This is a genomic window from Lutibacter maritimus (assembly GCF_900116115.1).
Taxonomy (GTDB): domain Bacteria; phylum Bacteroidota; class Bacteroidia; order Flavobacteriales; family Flavobacteriaceae; genus Lutibacter; species Lutibacter maritimus.
Window position 1 is genome coordinate 41101 of record NZ_FOZP01000009.1, and the last position, 18809, is coordinate 59909.

Below are 18809 nucleotides of genomic sequence, written 5' to 3' on the forward strand. Positions count from 1 at the left end.
AATGACAACTTCAAAAAACAATATTAAATTAAATACAATACAAGAAGCTATTGAAGATATTAAAAATGGCAAAATTATTATTGTTGTTGATGATGAAGATCGAGAAAATGAAGGTGATTTTATTGCCGCTGCTGAATGTGTAACACCCGAAATGATCAATTTCATGGCGCAACACGGACGTGGTTTAATTTGTACACCTTTAACTGAAGAACGTTGTGAAGAATTAGAATTGCCATTAATGGTAAGTAAAAATACAGTGTTACATAATACACAATTTACGGTATCTATAGATTTAATTGGTGAAGGTTGTACTACGGGTATTTCTGCTCAAGATAGAGCAAAAACCATAAAAGCTTTAACTAGAAAAGCAACAAAGCCTGAAGATTTTGGAAGACCAGGGCATATTTTCCCACTAAGAGCAAAACAAGGAGGTGTTTTAAGAAGAACCGGCCATACAGAAGCTGCTATTGATTTAGCGCGTTTAGCAGGATTTCAACCTGCAGGAATTCTGGTAGAAATATTAAATGAAGATGGTACAATGGCGCGTTTACCACAGCTTATTGAGGTTGCTAAAAAATTCAACTTAAAAATTATTTCTATTGAAGATTTAGTGGCATATAGAATGAAATATGATTCATTAATTCATAAAGTTGAAAATTTTACCATACAAACACGTTTTGGAGAATTTAACCTAAAAGCCTACAAACAAACAAATAACGGACAAGTACACATTGCACTTTCTAAAGGAAAATGGACCAAAGATGAGCCTATTTTAGTACGCGTTAATTCTGCATTAATAAATAACGATATTATTCGGTTGCTTACTATGAGTCCTGATGATTCTTTTTCAAGAATTTTTAAAATTATAAATGATGCTGGTAAAGGCGTTGCAGTTTTTATCAGTCAGGAAAATCAGTCATTTAACTTAATTAACCGTTTATCATTACTAAAACAATCACAAAAAGCAGAGTTAAATAACGTTCCAAAAATTCAACCAGATGATAAAGATTTTGGAATTGGCGCACAAATTTTACACGATTTAGAAGTAACAAAATTACGCGTTCTTACAAATTCACCATCTGTAAAAAAACGTATTGGAATGACTGGTTACGGACTTGAAATTGTTGATTATGTAAATTATTAACTTTACTATGAAAAATTGTTTCATTATTATAGGCTGCCTTTTACTTTTTTTTAGTTGTAATCAAAAAAATAAGGATACTAAAAAAGCAACAAATACAAACAATTTTTCCAATCAGTTTATACTTAAAGGCGAACTATTAAACGGTGAAGCTTCAACAGTTTATTTAAATAAAATTATTGGCAACTCCATTTATCAAATAGATTCTGCAAAAATTGAAAATAACAAATTTACAATTCAAGGTGTTGTAGAATATCCTGAACGCTTTGCCATTACTTTTAATTCCTATGCTTCAAAAACCATTTTAATTTTAGAAAATCTACCCATTAATATTACTATTGATGTTGAAAATATTAACGATCCAATAATCACGGGTTCTCCATTAAATACTAAACTTGATGAATACAAAACTATTTCAAAATCAATTTTTAGAAAAATAGATTATTTATTCCCTCGATTTCAAAAAGCTCGTTTAGAAAATGACGTGAAAAAGTTAGAAGAAATTGGTACTGAAATGAAAGCCATAGAAAAAGAATTTCAAGAATTTAGTTTCCAATTTATAAAAAAAAATAACAACTCATATATTGCTCCAATGCTTTTAACCGATCAATTAAAAACATCAACTATTGATACTATTAAAATAAAACAAAGCTATCAACTACTACCAGAAGAAATTAAACATTCTCCTGATGCAGAGATAATTGCAACATTTTTAGAGTTACATTAAAAAACTTAAATCTGTGTTTGGCGGCAATTCAACAGCTTGCTTTTTAGGCTGAAATAAACGGGCATATAATTTCCCTTTTAACACAACCTTGCTCCCGTTAACTTCTAACCAACTACCTTCTCTTAAACCTAAAACTGGCGTATCATTAATTGTATGATATTCATTAATTCTAGTTTCTCTGGTTTCACCCATATGTGTAGAATTTAAGTCTGGATCTAAGTAATGAGGATTAATATTAAATTTCACAAACCCAAATGTGATAAAACTTTTCGGATAAATTATTGGCATATCATTCGTGTTTTGCATTGTTAAACCTGCAACATTACTACCTGCACTTGTTCCGAAATATGGTGTACCATTTTCAACAACATTTTTTATTGTAGACATTAATTTATGGTCGTATAATTCAAAAACTAGTAAAAAAGTATTTCCACCACCTGTAAAAATTCCTTTAGCATTATTTACAGCATCTATTGGATTGTTAAATTCGTGGATTCCTTTAACTTTAATATTAATTTTTTCAAATGCTTCTTGAACCTTTGCCGTGTAATCATTGTGCGATAATCCACCAGGTCTGGCATAAGGAATAAATAAAATTTCATGAATACCTTTAAAAAATTTAGATAATTCTGGTAAAATATATTCTAAATATCCTTTACCGTGTACAGTTGACGTGCTAGCAATCAATAATTTTTTCATCCTAAAATGTTTTTTATCAAATGTAATAAACAATCACTATTTAACAAAAGTTTACAATGGCATTAATATAAATTTAAGATTTCATCATCTTTCTTTGTTAAATGAAATTAAAGCTAACCAATCTATTTTTTTTCACATTAGTTACTATTTATTGCTTTGCTCAAAATGAACCATTTAAATTACAGGGTAAAATTTATAGTGGTTTAAATAAAGTAAGTGATGTACATATTATTAACTTAAATACTTATGTTGGAACAGTTAGTAATGATTATGGTGATTTTGAAATTACAGCCAAACTAAATGATTCCATACTATTTTCATCTATTGAATTTGAACCTAAAAAAATAAAGGTGACTGAAAATATGGTGAAATCAAAAAATATTACTGTTTTTTTAATTACTTCAGTAAATAAATTAAAAGAAGTTTTTGTTGGACTAACCGGTAATTTATCTTTCGATTTAAAAAACAAACCAAAAGATACTATTCCTAAACACACATTTTCATTTACTAAAGCAGATTTAAAAAAAGATTTAGGTCCTGATATTCACGGTCCAAAAAGCGCTCCTTTTGTTGGTCCTTTTAAACCGTTACCTGCATTGGCAACCATTCCAAATTTTGCTTACGAAAAAGAACAACGCTTAAAGCGTGAAATTGCCAAATTAAAAGAGTTTCCTATTAAAATTAGAAGAGAATTGGGTATCAAATTTTTTACTGAAAAATTAAATATTCCAGAAGAAAAAATTGATAACTTTATTAATTATTGCGAATATAGAGATGTAATTAAAAAATATTATGAAAAAAAACTGTTTGAAGTTATTGAAATATTTAAAGAAGAAAGTATTTCTTACAAACAAATTAAAGAATAAGGAAAACTATCTTTTAATAGTTATATTATGCACTTTTTCTGTAAGTTACGCACAAAAAGAAATCATAACTTTTAACGGAATTGTTAGAAACGACTCTATAGTTTTACAAGATATAAACATTGTAAATAAAACCAGTAAAGTAGGTACTTCAAGTAATTCCAAAGGTGAATTTGTTATGTATGCTTCATTAGGCGATTCAATTCGGTTTACTTCAATTAGCTATAAAACTAAAACCATAGCTATATCATTAAATCATATAAAAAATAAGCAAATTATTGTTTTTTTAGAACCCGATTTAAATGAATTAGATGAAATAGCAATTGAACAAAAAGTTAGGTTAGATTTTGGAAAGGTTTCACTGCCAAAAGGTGCTGTTTTTGAAAAAGATCAATTAGATCTAAAAAGTGCTCCGAATGCTAGAAAATTAACTGACCCTACATATGGAAATTCTGGTTTAAACTTTTTTGCAATTATTGGAATGCTTACCGATAAAATTTTTGAAAAATCGAGAGAACGAAAAAAAGAAGCAAAAAAAATGAAAAGTCTTCAACAAAATTTTCCTGAAACGATACTTGAAAAATATGGTGAAATTTTTTTTACTGAAAATTTAAATATCAACAAAAATGATGTGTATCTATTTATAGATTTTTGCACTGATAATGGTTTAAAAGATTATTATTTAAGTGATGAATTTACAATCAAAAATTTTATGGTAATTCAACGCAAAAAATTTTTAGAAATAAAAAAAGAATAGTTTTGTTAGCACCTTTTTTCAATATATCAAATCCTTTTTGTTAATTAGCAAAAAATCAGTTTATGAAATATCGTTCATATTTAATATTACTAATATCCATTCCATTATTAGCCTTTACAATACATAAATATTACATTAGTTTATGCGAAGTTGAATATATTCCAGAAAAACAATCTGTTCAAATAATCATTAGTCATTTTATTGATGACCTTGAAATTTCATTAAATAATGAAGGTCAAAAAAACTTGTTTTTAGCCACAAATAAAGAAGTAAAAAATAGCAATCAAATTTTTGAAGCATATTTAAACAAACATCTAAAATTTACAATTAACAATAAAGAAACTACCTATCAATTCATTGGCAAGGAATACGATGACGATTTAGTACGCTTTTATTTAGAAATTCCAAATATTGAGAAACTAACTTCTATAGAAGTTGAAAATACTTGCCTTATTAAAGATTTTGATGATCAACAAAATATCATTAAAATAAAAGTAAAGAAATTCAACAAAACACTTTATTTAACTAAAAACAATGTGAAAGGTTTGTTAAATTTTCAACAAAACAATTAAATTTATGTTAAAATGAATTATTTTCGAATGTAAATCCTATTAACTTTATAAATGAAAAAAATTACAGTTGCAATACTATCTTTAGTATTCTTAACCACCGCACTTTTTGCACAAGAAAATTCACAAGAAAAAGTAAGACAAAAAGGACACTACAACAGTAGCAAATTTAAACAATTAGATGAAGAGTTACCAACTCCAAACAAGCAACACACTGCTTCAGGAGCTCCAGGTTATGAATATACGCAACAGCAGGTTGATTATAAAATGAACATTATTTTAGATGATGACAATCAAAAAATATTTGGAGAAGAAACTATTACATATCACAACAACTCAAAAGATGCTTTAGAATATTTATGGGTGCAATTAGATCAAAATATGCGTGCGCCAAATTCCAAATCAAACGATATTAATGGTGGTGGACCAGACGTTTTATATACACCTGCAAAATTTGCAAAAACATTTATGGGAAAACCTTTTGAAGGAGGATTTAACATAGATTATATAAAAGATGCCAATGGAAACTCTTTAAATTATATGATTAACTTTACTATGATGCGTGTAGATTTACCGAAACCTTTAGCGTCAGGTGAAAAATTTGTATTCAACATAAAATGGTGGTATAATATTAATGATTATATGGCCGATAGAGGAAGATCTGGTTATGAACCTTTTCCTGATGGCAATAATTTATATGTAATTGCACAATTTTTTCCACGCTTAGCAGTGTATAATAATGTAAAAGGTTGGCAAAATTTACAATTTTGGGGCAGTAGTGAATTTGCTTTAGAATTTGGAAATTATGATGTTTCCATCACTACACCAAAAGATCATATTTTAAATGCAACTGGAGTTATTCAAAACCCTAAAGATGTTTTTACAAAAGATCAATATAAAAGATATGAAGCAGCAAAAACTGCATTTGATAAACCCGTATTTATTGTAACTCCTGAAGAGGCTTTAGCTGCTGAAAATGGAAAAGCAACATCTACAAAAACATGGAAATTTTACGCTGAAAATGTTAGAGATTTTGCATTTTCTTCATCTAGAAAATTTATTTGGGATGCAATGGCTGTTGATTTTAATGGCAAAACAGTAATGGCTTATTCATTATATCCAAATGAAGGAAATCCATTGTGGGAAGAACACTCAACAAAAGTGGTTGCAAATACCCTAAAAGTTTATTCTGAAAGCACTTTTGATTATCCTTATCCACACGCAACATCTATCAATGCTGAACGTCAAGGAATGGAATATCCAATGATTTGCTGGAATGGAGGAAGGCCAGATGCTAATGGAAAATATAACGACCGAACAAAAAAAGGAATGATTGGAGTTATAACTCATGAAGTTGGGCATAACTTTTTTCCTATGATTGTAAATTCTGATGAACGTGAATGGACTTGGATGGATGAAGGTATCAACTCATTTGTAGAAATATTAGCAGAATACAAATACGATCCAGAATTATTTCCATTATCAAAATATCCAAAAAATATTGTAAGGTATATGGCAGGAGACCAAGATAGATTAACTCCAATTATGACGCAAGGGGATAACATTTTTAACTTTGGATCTAACGCTTATGCAAAGCCAGCTGCAGGATTATTTATACTTCGTCAAACAATTATGGGACCAGAATTATTTGACCATGCTTTTAAAACCTATGCTAAACGTTGGAAATTTAAACACCCTACTCCTGCTGATTTCTTTAGATCTATGGAAGATGCTTCAGCTATGGATTTAGATTGGTTTTGGAGAGGTTGGTTTTACACAACAGGAAATAATGATATAGGAATTAAAGAAGTAAAAAAATACCATGTAACTGATAAACCAACAGAGCAAGCTGAAAATTTAGCCAAAAGATATGGAATTACTGTTGACCAACTTCCGCCGTCATTATATTTAATTTCAGAAGACAGTAAAGATTATACAGACGATATAAAAGGAAAAAAACCTGAAGATTATAGCGTATTAAATAGTTATTTACAAGATAATTTTACTGCAGAAGAAAAAGCTACTTTAAAATCACCTAAATATTTTTATGAATTAGTTTTTGAAAAACCAGGTGATTTAGTAATGCCAATTATTGTTGAATTTGAATATGAAGATGGCACCAAAGAACGTAAACAATATCCAGCTGAAATTTGGCGTTTGAATGATGATGAAGTAACCAAAGTGTTTCCTTCAAGTAAAGTAATAAGTAAAATTACTGTAGATCCCGATGAAGAAACAGCCGATGTAGATACAAGTAATAACAGCTGGCCAAAAAATACAGAAACACAATTTGATAATTTCAAAAAAAAACAAATTAAAGGATAATAATAAGCCACTCTAAGAGTGGCTTTATTTATTTCAACAATTTCATTACTTTAGAAAATTAATTATTACTTTTTATGAAAAAACTCATTTCCATTACTTTACTGTTTCTAATAAGTTTAAATGTATCTTTTTCACAAGAAATTAAGAAAAAAGGGCATTACAATAGTAGTAAATTTAAACAATTAGATGAAGAATTACCAACACCAAATACTGAACACACTGCTTCTGGAGCGCCTGGGTATGAATATACACAGCAACAAGTAGATTATAAAATGGATATTGTTTTAGATGACGAAAACCAGCGTATTTATGGTGAAGAAACTATTACGTATCATAATAATTCTAAAGATAATTTAGAATATTTATGGATTCAGTTAGATCAAAACATGAGAGCTCCAGATTCTAAAACCCCAGATTTAAGAAATGATAGAATAGGAACACTCTATTCTCCAGAGCAATTTTCAAAAAAATATATTCAACAACCGTTTAATGGTGGTTTTAAAATTGAATACGTAAAAAATATTGATGGTAGCAATGCATCATATCTTATAAATGAAACCATGATGCGTTTAAATTTAAATGAACCATTGGCTAGTGGTGAAACGTTTTCATTTAAAATAAAATGGTGGTACAATATTAATAATCACGTTACCCAAGGCGGAAGATCTGGTTTTGAACATTTTCCAGAAGATGGAAATAACAATTATGTAATTGCGCAATTTTTTCCAAGATTATGTGTCTATAACAATGTTGAAGGATGGCAAAATAAGCAATTTTATGGACGAAGTGAATTTGCACTAGAATTTGGAAATTATGAAGTTAATATTACCACTCCAAAAGATCATATGTTAGGTGCCACAGGAGTTTTAACAAACGAAAATGAAGTACTAACTAAAACACAACAAAAAAGATTAGCTGAAGCAAGAAAATCTTTTGACAATCCAGTAGTAATAGTTACGCAAGAAGAAGCTATTGAAATAGAAAAAACAAAATCTAAAGAAACTAAAACTTGGAAATTTTATGCAGAAAATGTACGCGATTATGCGTTTGCAACTTCACGTAAATTTATCTGGGATGCAATGGCAGTAAGTATTAGCGGAAGAACTGTAATGGCATATTCTTATTATTCAAAAGAAGCAAATCCGTTATACGGCGATCACTCAACAAGAGCAGTTGCGCAAACTTTAAAAACATATTCTAAACATACTTTTGATTATCCGTATCATAAAGCTATTTCAGTTGATGGACAAATGGGAATGGAATATCCACAAATTTGTTTTAATCCTGGAAGACCAAATCCTGATGGAACCTATAACGATCGTACAAAATATAGAATGATTGGTGTAACAATTCACGAAGTTGGTCATAATTTTTTTCCAATGATTATTAATTCTGATGAACGTAAATGGACTTGGATGGATGAAGGCTTAAATTCTTTTGTGCAAATGTTAGCACAACAAGATTATGAAAAAAATTATCCGTTAAATAGAGGTTTACCAAAAAATATTGTGGATTATATGAAAGGTGATCAATCGCAATTAGCACCAATTATGGCTGAAGGAGAAGATTTATATGAATTTGGAAATAATGCGTATGCAAAACCAGCTGCCGGACTTTGGATGTTGCGCCATACAATTATGGGGCCAGAACTTTTTGACTACGCTTTTAAAACCTATGCAAAACGATGGAAATTTAAACACCCTACACCTGCTGATTTTTTCAGATCAATGGAAGATGCTTCTGCAATGGATTTAGATTGGTTTTGGAGAGGCTGGTTTTATACTACAGATAATAACGATATAGGTATTAAAGAAGTTAAAAAATATCATATCACAGACAAACCTACTGAACAAGCTGAAAATTTAGCAAAAAGATATGGAATTACGGTAGATCAATTGCCTCCATCGTTATATTTAGTTTCTGAAGATAGTAAAGCGTATTCAGATGAATTGAAAGGGAAAAAACCTGAAGATTACAGTGTATTAAATACTTATATTGAACAAAATTTTACTACAGAAGAAAAAGCTACTTTAAAATCTCCAAAATATTTTTATGAATTAACTTTTGACAAACCTGGAGGATTAGTAATGCCAATTATTGTTGAATTTGAATATGAAGATGGCACCAAAGAACGCAAACAATATCCTGCTGAAATTTGGAGAAAAAATGATGCAGAAGTTACAAAGGTTTTCCCTTCAAGTAAAACAATTGTTAAAATTACAATTGACCCAGATGAAGAAACTGCCGATGTTGACACAAGTAATAACAGTTGGCCAAAAACAAATGAAACGCAGTTTGAAGAATTTAAACGAAATCAAATTAAAGGATAAAAAAAACCGCTCGAAATGAGCGGTTTTTTTTAATTTATTCTTTTTTTCGAAACATAAAATAAAGTCCAACTATAATTAGTGGAATACTTAACATCTGCCCTGTATTTAATCCTAAAATCCAATTTTCACCACCTTCAACTTGCTTTTCCTTAAAGAATTCAACCATAAATCTCGCTGACCAAAGTAATGCAAAAAACAATCCAAATATGTAACCTAGTTTTTGCTTTTTATCAGTTTTCCAATACACAAACATTAAAATTCCAAAAATAATTAAGTAACAAAATGCTTCATATAATTGTGCTGGATGACGTGGAAAATCTTCACCCAATCTTTTAAACACAAAACCAAAATCTGAATTGGTAGCTTTACCAATTATCTCAGAATTCATTAAATTTCCAATTCTTATAAACACTCCAGCAATTGCAACTGGAATAGCTACTCTATCTAAAATATATAATAATGGTTCTTTTAATACTTTTTTGCTATAAAAATATAAAGCTGTTATAATTCCAATGGCCGCTCCGTGACTTGCTAAACCAGCAAAACCGGTAAATTCAAACTTTGGAGAAAAACGGAATGGTAAAATAACTTCTAATGGTTTTTTAAATAAAAACTCTGGATCATAAAATAAAAAATGTCCAAGTCTCGCTCCTATCAGTGTAGAAATAACCACATAAATAAAGAGTGAATCTAACTTTTCAATAGGAATTTTATCATTTATAAAAATTTTCTTCATTAAATGTAACCCTAACATAAATGCTATTACAAACATTAAGCTATAATATCGTAAAGCAAAAGAACCAATTTTAAAAATTTCTGGTGCTGGATTCCAATCTATTTGAAGTAATGTCATTATTTTTTATTTTATTATTAATTGTACTAATTATTTTGATGCTTCTTTTTTCTCAATTTTATCTGGTACAGGATCATATCCGCTACCTCCCCAAGGATGACAACTTCCAATTCTTTTTAATGCCAACCAACCACCTTTAAAAACACCGTGTTTTTGTAGCGCTTCTAACGTATAACTTGAGCACGTTGGCAAATATCTGCAACTAGATGGTGTATATGGTGAAATAGCTGCTTGGTAAAAACGTACCAACCAAATAAACGGTATTGCTACTATTTTTGATATACTTTTCAAACTAGTTTACTGAAAAAGTTGTTCCCTCTTTTCCATCTTTTAATTGAATTCCTATTGCTGAAAGTTCATCTCTAATTTTATCAGATAATGCCCAATCTTTATTGTCTCTGGCTTCTTTTCGCATAGAAATTAATAACTCAACAACACCAGATAATTTATCAGAACTATCTTCCTGCATATCATTTTTTAAACCTAAAACATCAAAAACAAAAGCATTTATAGTAGTTTTAAAAAGGTTTAAATCTTCTGCTGTTAATGTTTCTTTTTGTTCAATTAATAAATTCACATATTTAACAGCTTCAAAAAGATTTGCAATTAAAATTGGACTATTAAAATCGTCATTCATTGCGTCATAACACTTTTTTGTCCAAGCGCTTACATCAATTGAAGAAGTATTATTCGGTTCAATTTTATTCAAACTATTAACCGCTTCCATTAATTTTAAATAACCTTTTTCTGACGCTTCAATTCCTGCACTTGTAAAATCTAAAATACTTCTGTAATGTGCTTGCAACATAAAAAAACGTGTTGCACTTGGTGAAAATGCTTTCGGCAAAATTTTATTATCACCAGTAAATATTTCATTAGGTAAAATATAATTTCCTGTTGATTTTGCCATTTTCATGCCATTTAAAATCAGCATATTAGCATGTAACCAATAATTTACAGGTTTCACTTTATTTTTAACTTGCGATTGCGCTATTTCACATTCATGATGTGGAAATTTTAAATCCATTCCACCTCCGTGAATATCAAAAGTTTCTCCTAAATACTTTGTACTCATTGCAGTACATTCTAAATGCCAACCCGGAAAACCATCACTCCAAGGTGAAGGCCAACGCATAATGTGTTGCGGTTCCGCCTTTTTCCAAAGTGCAAAATCTTGTGGATTTTTTTTATCACTTTGTCCATCTAACTCACGTGTATTATGAATAGAATCTTCAATATTTCTACCAGAAAGTATTCCGTAATGTTCTGTTTCATTGTATTTTAACACATCAAAATATACAGATCCATTTACTTCATAAGCTAAGCCTTTGTTTAAAATATCTTTAATTATTTCAATTTGTTCAACAATATGTCCCGTTGCAGTTGGTTCTATACTTGGCGGTAAATTATTTATTTTTTGAAGAATATTATGAAAATCAACCGTATAACGTTGCACAACTTCCATGGGTTCAATTTGTTCTAAACGCGCTTTTTTAGCAATTCTATCTTCACCAGCATCGGCATCGTTTTCTAAATGACCTGCATCAGTAATATTTCGAACATAGCGAACTTTATATCCCAAATGTTTTAAATAACGGAAAATTAAATCAAAAGACATAAACGTTCTAACATTTCCCAAATGCACGTTACTATACACGGTTGGTCCACACACATACATTCCTACATTTCCTTCAACAATTGGCACAAATAACTCTTTAGATTTGCTTAAGGAGTTGTATAATTTTAATTGATTTGTTTTGTATAATTCCATTAATTACTGCTTAATTTAAAGTGGTAAAGATAATAACAATTACGTAATGGAAAAATTTAAACTTTTATTAAAAATTTTGAATATAAATTTTATTTATGAAATACCTAAAAACAGGGAATGGAGTTTTCTATTAAAATTTAATCTCACCATTTTTTAATAGTAAAACCCATAAAATTAAAACTTTTTTGATGTGTTACATATATATGATATAAATATTCTAATTTTACATAAATTTTGAAAAATACAATTCATAAAAATTATTGAAAAATAATGATGTACGAATTTACTATTATTGTTCCTGTTTTTAACGAAGAAGAAAATCTTAAACGTGTTGAACAAGAGCTAACTAACTATATAAAAATTGCCACAAAAAAAACAAAAATTTTATTTGTAAACGATGGTAGTAAAGACAAAAGTCAAGAATTAATTGAAGAAATTTGTACTAATAATTCTGATTTTAGCTTTATAAGCTTCGAAAAAAACTGTGGATTAAGTGCTGCTATTGCAGCTGGGTTTAAACATACAGAAACTGAATTAGTTGGATATATTGACTCCGATTTACAAACAGCGCCAGAAGATTTTAACTTGTTATTAGCTGAAATAGAAAACTACGAATTGGTTACAGGCGTTAGAGCAAACAGAAAAGATTCATTTGTTAAAAATATGTCGTCAACAATTGCTAACGGAATAAGACGCGCATTTACACATGATGGAATGGATGATACTGGTTGTCCGTTAAAAGTTATTAAAACTGATTTTGCCAAAAATATTCCAATGTTTAAAGGCCTTCATCGTTTTTTACCCGCTATGATTTTGTTGCAAAATGGCAGCATTAAACAAATTCCTGTTCAACATTTTCCAAGAATTGCAGGAGTTGCTAAATATGGTTTATGGAACCGTTTATTAGGACCTTTATTAGATTGTTTTGCGTATGTATGGATGAAAAAGAAATACATAAATTATAAAATAGCAACCAAAGGTTAATGAATAACTGGTTAATTTACAGCGTTGGTTTTATAGCACAACTTTTATTTTCTGGAAGGTTGGTTTTACAATGGATTTTATCTGAAAAAAGTAAAAAAGTTTTAACTCCTAGCCTATTTTGGTGGCTCAGTTTACTAGCTTCATTTTTACTATTTGTGTATGGTTATTTAAGAGAAGATTTTGCCATTATGCTAGGGCAAGCTTTAACTTACTTTATATACATCAGAAATTTACAATTACAAGGAGAATGGTATAAAACACCTAAACTAGTTCGTTTGTTTTTATGGGTTTTCCCAATTTTAATTGTTATTTACTCGTACAACAACAACTCTTATGATGTAGATAAATTACTTAAAAACGAAGCAATTCCATATTGGTTACTAATATTAGGAATAATTTCTCAAGTTATTTTTACATTACGTTTTATATATCAGTGGATTTATTCAGAAAAAAACAAACAATCTATTTTACCAATCGGTTTTTGGATACTTAGTTTAATAGGCTCCATTTTAATTTTAATTTACGCCATTTTCAGAAAAGATCCAGTGTTATTAATTGGCCATTTAATGGGTTCTATTATTTATTTCAGAAATATTATAATTTCTAAAAATGAACTAAAAATAAATACAAATTAATACTATTGTAAATATTTTTTGAAGCTAATTAATTAAGTTTATATATTTACTAATTAAATATTGATATTTTAACAACATACTAAATGACACAACAATTAGAATTATCTATTGTTATACCTTGCTATAACGAAGCAAAAAGATTAGATGTTGCTCAAATATCTCAGTTTTTAAAAAATCAGCAAAACGTTTTACTTTGTTTTGTAGATGATGGATCTAAAGACAATACTTTAGAAGTACTTCATAATTTAAAAAATAATTTCCCTACTTCTGTTGAAGTAATTTCAACAATAAAAAATGGTGGAAAAGCAGCAGCTGTTAGAACTGGTGTTTTGTATTGCAATCAACAATTGAATCAAAAACATGTGGCATATTTAGATGCTGACTTAGCTACTTCATTAGAAGAATGCTATGAAATTAGTCAGCAAATAAATACTACAGTAGTGTTTGCTTTTGGCTCAAGAATTTCAAAAATTGATAATCAAATTGATCGAAAATTATATCGTTTTTACGTTGGGCGAATTATTGCTACAGCAATATCGCAACAATTAGGAATTACAGTGTATGACACACAATGTGGTTGCAAAATAATTGATAATGAGCTTTCTAAAAAAATATTTAAAGAAAGTTTTATTTCAAAATGGTTGTTTGATGTAGAATTATTTCATAGAATTATTGCTATTTATGGAAAAGATAAAATGCATCAAATTTGTCGAGAAATTCCACTAAAAAAATGGATTGATATTGGAGAATCTAAAGTTCAATTCACCTATTTTTTTAAGTTATGGCTCGATTTATTTACTATTGGAAAAACGTATAAAACAAAACACAACAAATGACTTTGTTTTCAAAAAAAATATCTCCTTTCGCACTTTTAGTTATTGCATTGCTGCTTTTTAGAGCTGTCTTAAATTATTCCATTCCATTAATGGATAAAACAGAGGCTCGTTATGCAGAAATTTCCAGAATAATGGCTGAAACTAACGATTTTGTAACGCCGCAAATTGACTATAATGTGCCTTTTTGGGCAAAACCACCATTATCTACTTGGTTATCAGCAATAAGTATCAAAGCTTTTGGAGAAAATGAATTTGCTGTGCGTTTTCCTTACTTAATACTAAATATTTTGGTGCTTTTATTAATTGGAAGATATGCCAAAGAAAAAAAGTTAAATTTCTTTATTCCTGCTTTTGTTTTATTGACTATTCCAGAATTTCTCATTCACACAGGAGTTGTATCAACTGATACAGCTTTGGCATTTTGCGTTACTTTGGTGATGATATCCTTTTGGGAAGCTGTTAAAACAACCAATAATCAACTTTGGAAATACTTGTTTTTTATTGGTTTAGGATTAGGAATGTTAGCCAAAGGTCCCATTATTTTTATTTTAACTGCTCCTCCAATTTTTGTTTGGATGGTGTTTTTTAAAGAATACAAAGCAGTTTGGAAAAACTTTAATTGGTTTTTAGGAATACTTTTATTTGCAATTATTGCCGTGCCTTGGTACTACTTAGCCGAACTTAAAACTCCTGGATTTATTGATTATTTTATTGTAGGTGAGCACTTTAAACGCTTTTTCGATTCTAGCTGGCAAGGTGACAAATACGGTTTTCCAAAATCGCAACCCATGGGAATGATTTGGTTATTTTTAATTGCATTTGCAATTCCTTGGATATTGCTTGTTATTCAAAAAGTGTGGCAAAAAAAATTAGCAATTTTAAAAGATAAATGGGTGCTTTTTTTGCTTCTGTGGTTATTGTGGACTCCTGGATTTTTTACAGTTTCAAAAAGTTTAATTCATCCATACATTATGCCTGTAATGGTGCCAATTGCTTTATTGATTACGTATTGGTGGGAAGAATTTAAACATGTCAAACAAATTGTTTATATCTCATTAATATTCCCAGGACTTGCTTTAATATTATTTATAGGGATACAGTTTAATCCAAAATTAGAGTATTACATAAATTCAGATAAGTACTTAATTTCAAATAACACAACTAAAGAAATACCTTTGTATTGCTGGAAAATTAAAAGTTATTCTAGTCAATTTTATTCAAAAGGTGCTGTAAAAGTAATAAAAAATGAACAAGAATTAATAAATCATTTAAATAAAGGAAATTCTTTTTTATTATTAATTTCTCATAAACGATTCAAAAAAATGGATCCAGTTTATTTAAAATCTTTACAAGAAATTGATAAAAACAATAAAAACGGAATGTACCTATTTGAAAAATAATATTTCTATTTAAATAATTGATTTTAAATACATTATGGCGCTTAAGATAATTGAAAAAAATCCAATTCTAGTATTATCAATCATAATAATTTTAATGTTATTGGTTCATTTAGATGTTCCAAGCGTTACAATTATGGAGGCTCGTAATTTTATTACAGCTAGAGAAATGGTACGGGATCATAATTGGCTTTTAACAACCATGAATGGCGAAGCGCGTTATGAAAAACCACCATTACCAACTTGGTTGAGTGCATTTTCGGGCTTAATTTTTGGTATAAATAGTATTTTTGCTTTAAGACTTCCTGCTGCATTAATGGTGCTTTTTTTAGGTATATTTTTATATCTCTTATCGCTAAAATTAAACTTAACAAAACTGCATAGTTTTTACAATGCATTAATTGTAATTACATCATTTTATGTATTTGCTATTATTAATGAAGCTCCTTGGGATATTTACACGCACGGATTTATGCTTGCAGGAATTTATTACTTATTTTTGATATTAAAAGAAAAAGTAGCTATTTGGAAAAATGTAATGCTCTCAGCTTTTTTTATAGGATTATCAATTTTAAGTAAAGGTCCAGTATCTTTATTTGCAGTGTTTTTACCTTTCTTAATTTCGTACGGAATTGCTTTTAAGTTTAAAGAAATAAAACCTAAAATTTTTCCAATAATTATTTTATTAATCCTTTCCATACTAATTGGAGGATGGTGGTTTGTATATGTAAGATTGGCTGATCCTATAGCATTTTTAGAAATAGCATCAAAAGAAACCAGAAACTGGGCAAGTTACAATGTAAAACCTTTTTATTATTACTGGAGCTTTTTTACTCAATCTGGCATCTGGACAATTCCTGCGCTAATAAGCATCCTTTATCCGTTTATGATAAAAAGAATTGAAAACAAAAAAATATATAAATTTTCATTTTGGTGGGTACTTATTGCAATTATCTTATTATCCATAATTCCTGAAAAAAAACCAAGATATTTAATGCCTGTGTTAATTCCATTGGCAATTAATATTGGAATTTATATTAATTATATAATTCAAAATTTTAAAAAATCAACATCAAAAAAAGAGACTTTTCCTGTATATTTTAATTTTGGATTGATTAGTTTTATTGCATTTTCTTTACCAATTGTACTAATAATTATACTTAAAACTGATATAAAAAATCATCTATTTAATTTTATAACATTAACCATAGTTTGCGTTTTAATTGGTATAAATATTATAAAATATTTAAGAAATAAAAATATTAAGGTTGTATTTTATTTGGTAGTTTTATTTATGATTTCGGCTTTAGGTTTAGGATTGCCAATTTCACAAAGTTTGAATAAAAATTTAGCATATAAATCTATAAATTCATTGCATTTAATTGAAGGCACAAATTCCATTAGAACCTATTCAATTGGTGAAATTACGCCAGAATTATTATGGGATTATAATGGTATATTAAAAAATATTTACAAGAACGAACAACTTTTTTTACCAAACGAAACAAACTTTGGTCTTTTAATTATGAATGAAGATGTTCCTAAAATTACTTCTAAATTAAGCGCTCAATATAATTTAGAATTAAAAGAAACCTATAATTTAAATGAAGGTTCTAAAATGAAAGAAAGATTAATCAGACAATTTTATTTAATATCAAAAAAATAGTACTTTTAACCAATGAAAAATTTAACAACTTTAGATAAAATAGCTTATTCTTTTTTAATTATCATATTTGGATTAGGCATCTATTTTGCCAATACCGATTTAACGTATTTTGATGAAGTTTACACTGTTGAAGACGGTTTTGTAGAAAATGGTTCTGCCATCTTTTTATTTATTTCAAGTATGCTATTATTGTATCGTTTTTTTAAATTGTACAAGTATAAAAAAACACTTTGGAAAGTTGGGATTTTAGCAATGTCAGTTTTATTTTTCTTTGGTGCAGGAGAAGAAATTTCTTGGGGACAACGTATTTTTGATGTACAATCATCAGAATATTTTTTACAAAATAATGCCCAAGGTGAAACCAATTTGCACAACATGGTTGTTGATGGAAAAAAGGTGAATAAAATTATTTTCAGTCAGCTACTAACGGTTGTTTTGGTACTATATTTAATAGTAACTCCTTTTTTATATAGAAAATTTGAATGGGTAAAAAATTTAGCAAACATATTTGCGGTTCCAATTGTAAAATGGCATTATACCATCGCTTTTTTGGTTGGCACTGCTTTATTAGTTTTTATAAGTTCTAATAGAAAATGGGAAATTTACGAGCTTTCTTTTAGTGTAATATTTCTATTGATTTTTATGAGCCCGTTAAATAAAGGTATTTATACTAAGCAATAAATTTATTAGAAAAGGCTGTAAATAATTTATAAAACAACAGTCCATAAACTATTCCAAAAAACATTCCTGTTAAAATATCTAACGGAAAGTGTACACCAATATAAATTCTGCTATAACCTACTAAAATAGCCCAAATAAATAATAAGTAAACAATAAATTTACTTTTAAATTTTAGGGCTAAACTAAAAAATACAACAATTGCCATAGAATTTGCTGCGTGAGCTGAAAAATAAGAGTACAACCCTCCACATCTATTTCCTACTAACCGACATAAATTAGCAATTTCATCAGTATGGCAAGGTCTTAAACGTTTAAAACTAGTTTTAAATAAGTTACTTGTTTGGTCTGATACAAGTATTAATGTTGCTATAAATAACACTAAAACCATCGTTTTTTTTAAGCCGAATTGCTTGTAAGTAATATAAAGTAACACTAAATATAATGGGATAGCAGTAAACTTATTTGTTAAAATAAGCCAAAAGCTATCCCAGTGTATGGTTCCTAAATTATTTAGGTATAAAAATAATGCAATGTCTTTTTCAATTAATGAATCTATCATTGGTATTATTTTTATG

General features: G+C 28.6%; 18 protein-coding genes. 13 read left to right on the top strand and 5 right to left on the bottom strand.

The features are described 5' to 3' along the window. Position 1 precedes the first annotated feature (1 nt). Positions 2 to 1144, top strand: a complete 1143-nt coding sequence (ribB, locus tag BM335_RS13990; RefSeq protein ID WP_090229607.1) for a 3,4-dihydroxy-2-butanone-4-phosphate synthase — start codon at positions 2 to 4, stop codon at positions 1142 to 1144. A 7-nt stretch (positions 1145 to 1151) separates the two neighbouring features. Then, entirely contained in the window at positions 1152 to 1868 is a 717-nt protein-coding gene (locus BM335_RS13995) for a DUF4369 domain-containing protein (RefSeq protein WP_090229611.1), read from the top strand. Here the strand turns inward: BM335_RS13995 and pepE are convergent. Continuing rightward, positions 1860 to 2567 (bottom strand): dipeptidase PepE, encoded by a 708-nt coding sequence (gene pepE / locus BM335_RS14000; RefSeq protein ID WP_090229616.1) that lies wholly within the window; start codon positions 2565 to 2567, stop codon positions 1860 to 1862. The genes BM335_RS13995 and pepE overlap by 9 nt on opposite strands. Before the next feature lie 101 nt (positions 2568 to 2668). Between pepE and BM335_RS14005 the strand changes: the two genes are divergently transcribed. From BM335_RS14005 to BM335_RS14025, 5 genes are all read left to right on the top strand, one after another. Next, a complete protein-coding gene (locus tag BM335_RS14005) occupies positions 2669 to 3433 on the top strand; it encodes a peptidase associated/transthyretin-like domain-containing protein (RefSeq protein WP_090229621.1) in 765 nt (254 codons plus the stop codon). Further along, entirely contained in the window at positions 3375 to 4187 is an 813-nt protein-coding gene (locus BM335_RS14010; RefSeq protein WP_218157823.1) for a carboxypeptidase-like regulatory domain-containing protein, read from the top strand. Before BM335_RS14005 ends, BM335_RS14010 begins: the two co-directional genes overlap by 59 nt. Positions 4188 to 4249: 62 nt before the next feature. Beyond that, positions 4250 to 4759 carry a DUF6702 family protein gene (locus tag BM335_RS14015; protein ID WP_090229630.1) on the top strand — a complete coding sequence of 170 codons (510 nt, stop codon included), beginning with the start codon at positions 4250 to 4252 and terminating at the stop codon, positions 4757 to 4759. 51 nt (positions 4760 to 4810) lie between these two features. After that, positions 4811 to 7081, top strand: a complete 2271-nt coding sequence (locus BM335_RS14020) for a M1 family metallopeptidase (RefSeq protein WP_090229635.1) — start codon at positions 4811 to 4813, stop codon at positions 7079 to 7081. A gap of 74 nt (positions 7082 to 7155) precedes the next feature. After that, entirely contained in the window at positions 7156 to 9411 is a 2256-nt protein-coding gene (locus tag BM335_RS14025) for a M1 family metallopeptidase (RefSeq protein WP_090229639.1), read from the top strand. Positions 9412 to 9445: 34 nt separating this feature from the next. Here BM335_RS14025 and lgt read toward each other — a convergent pair whose 3' ends face one another. From lgt to cysS, 3 genes are read right to left on the bottom strand one after another with little or no spacing between them, the layout of a single operon-like run. Continuing rightward, on the bottom strand, positions 9446 to 10264 hold the full coding sequence (lgt, locus tag BM335_RS14030) for a prolipoprotein diacylglyceryl transferase (RefSeq protein WP_090229642.1): 819 nt from the start codon (positions 10262 to 10264) through the stop codon (positions 9446 to 9448). Positions 10265 to 10294: 30 nt separating this feature from the next. Then, positions 10295 to 10546: a membrane protein insertion efficiency factor YidD gene (yidD, locus tag BM335_RS14035; protein ID WP_090229988.1), complete on the bottom strand. Its 252-nt coding sequence runs from the start codon at positions 10544 to 10546 to the stop codon at positions 10295 to 10297. Positions 10547 to 10556: 10 nt separating this feature from the next. Further along, on the bottom strand, positions 10557 to 12035 hold the full coding sequence (cysS, locus tag BM335_RS14040; protein ID WP_090229645.1) for a cysteine--tRNA ligase: 1479 nt from the start codon (positions 12033 to 12035) through the stop codon (positions 10557 to 10559). A gap of 270 nt (positions 12036 to 12305) precedes the next feature. Between cysS and BM335_RS14045 the strand changes: the two genes are divergently transcribed. The 6 genes from BM335_RS14045 to BM335_RS14070 all read left to right on the top strand — a co-directional run bounded on the left by BM335_RS14045 (position 12306) and on the right by BM335_RS14070 (position 18234). Then, positions 12306 to 13019, top strand: a complete 714-nt coding sequence (locus tag BM335_RS14045) for a glycosyltransferase (protein ID WP_090229650.1) — start codon at positions 12306 to 12308, stop codon at positions 13017 to 13019. Further along, a complete protein-coding gene (locus BM335_RS14050) occupies positions 13019 to 13654 on the top strand; it encodes a lipid-A-disaccharide synthase N-terminal domain-containing protein (protein WP_090229654.1) in 636 nt (211 codons plus the stop codon). The genes BM335_RS14045 and BM335_RS14050 overlap by 1 nt, the downstream gene beginning before the upstream one ends. A gap of 83 nt (positions 13655 to 13737) precedes the next feature. Continuing rightward, positions 13738 to 14490 carry a glycosyltransferase gene (locus BM335_RS14055; RefSeq protein ID WP_090229657.1) on the top strand — a complete coding sequence of 251 codons (753 nt, stop codon included), beginning with the start codon at positions 13738 to 13740 and terminating at the stop codon, positions 14488 to 14490. Next, a complete protein-coding gene (locus tag BM335_RS14060) occupies positions 14487 to 15890 on the top strand; it encodes an ArnT family glycosyltransferase (protein WP_090229661.1) in 1404 nt (467 codons plus the stop codon). The genes BM335_RS14055 and BM335_RS14060 overlap by 4 nt, the downstream gene beginning before the upstream one ends. Before the next feature lie 34 nt (positions 15891 to 15924). After that, on the top strand, positions 15925 to 17553 hold the full coding sequence (locus BM335_RS14065) for an ArnT family glycosyltransferase (protein ID WP_090229665.1): 1629 nt from the start codon (positions 15925 to 15927) through the stop codon (positions 17551 to 17553). A 12-nt stretch (positions 17554 to 17565) separates the two neighbouring features. Continuing rightward, the gene (locus BM335_RS14070) at positions 17566 to 18234 is read left to right on the top strand and encodes a hypothetical protein (RefSeq protein WP_090229674.1); all 669 of its coding nucleotides are present in this window, start codon (positions 17566 to 17568) and stop codon (positions 18232 to 18234) included. Here the strand turns inward: BM335_RS14070 and BM335_RS14075 are convergent. Continuing rightward, positions 18224 to 18793: a phosphatase PAP2 family protein gene (locus BM335_RS14075; protein WP_090229678.1), complete on the bottom strand. Its 570-nt coding sequence runs from the start codon at positions 18791 to 18793 to the stop codon at positions 18224 to 18226. The two genes, BM335_RS14070 and BM335_RS14075, sit on opposite strands and share 11 nt — an antisense overlap. Between the last annotated feature and the right edge of the window lie 16 nt (positions 18794 to 18809).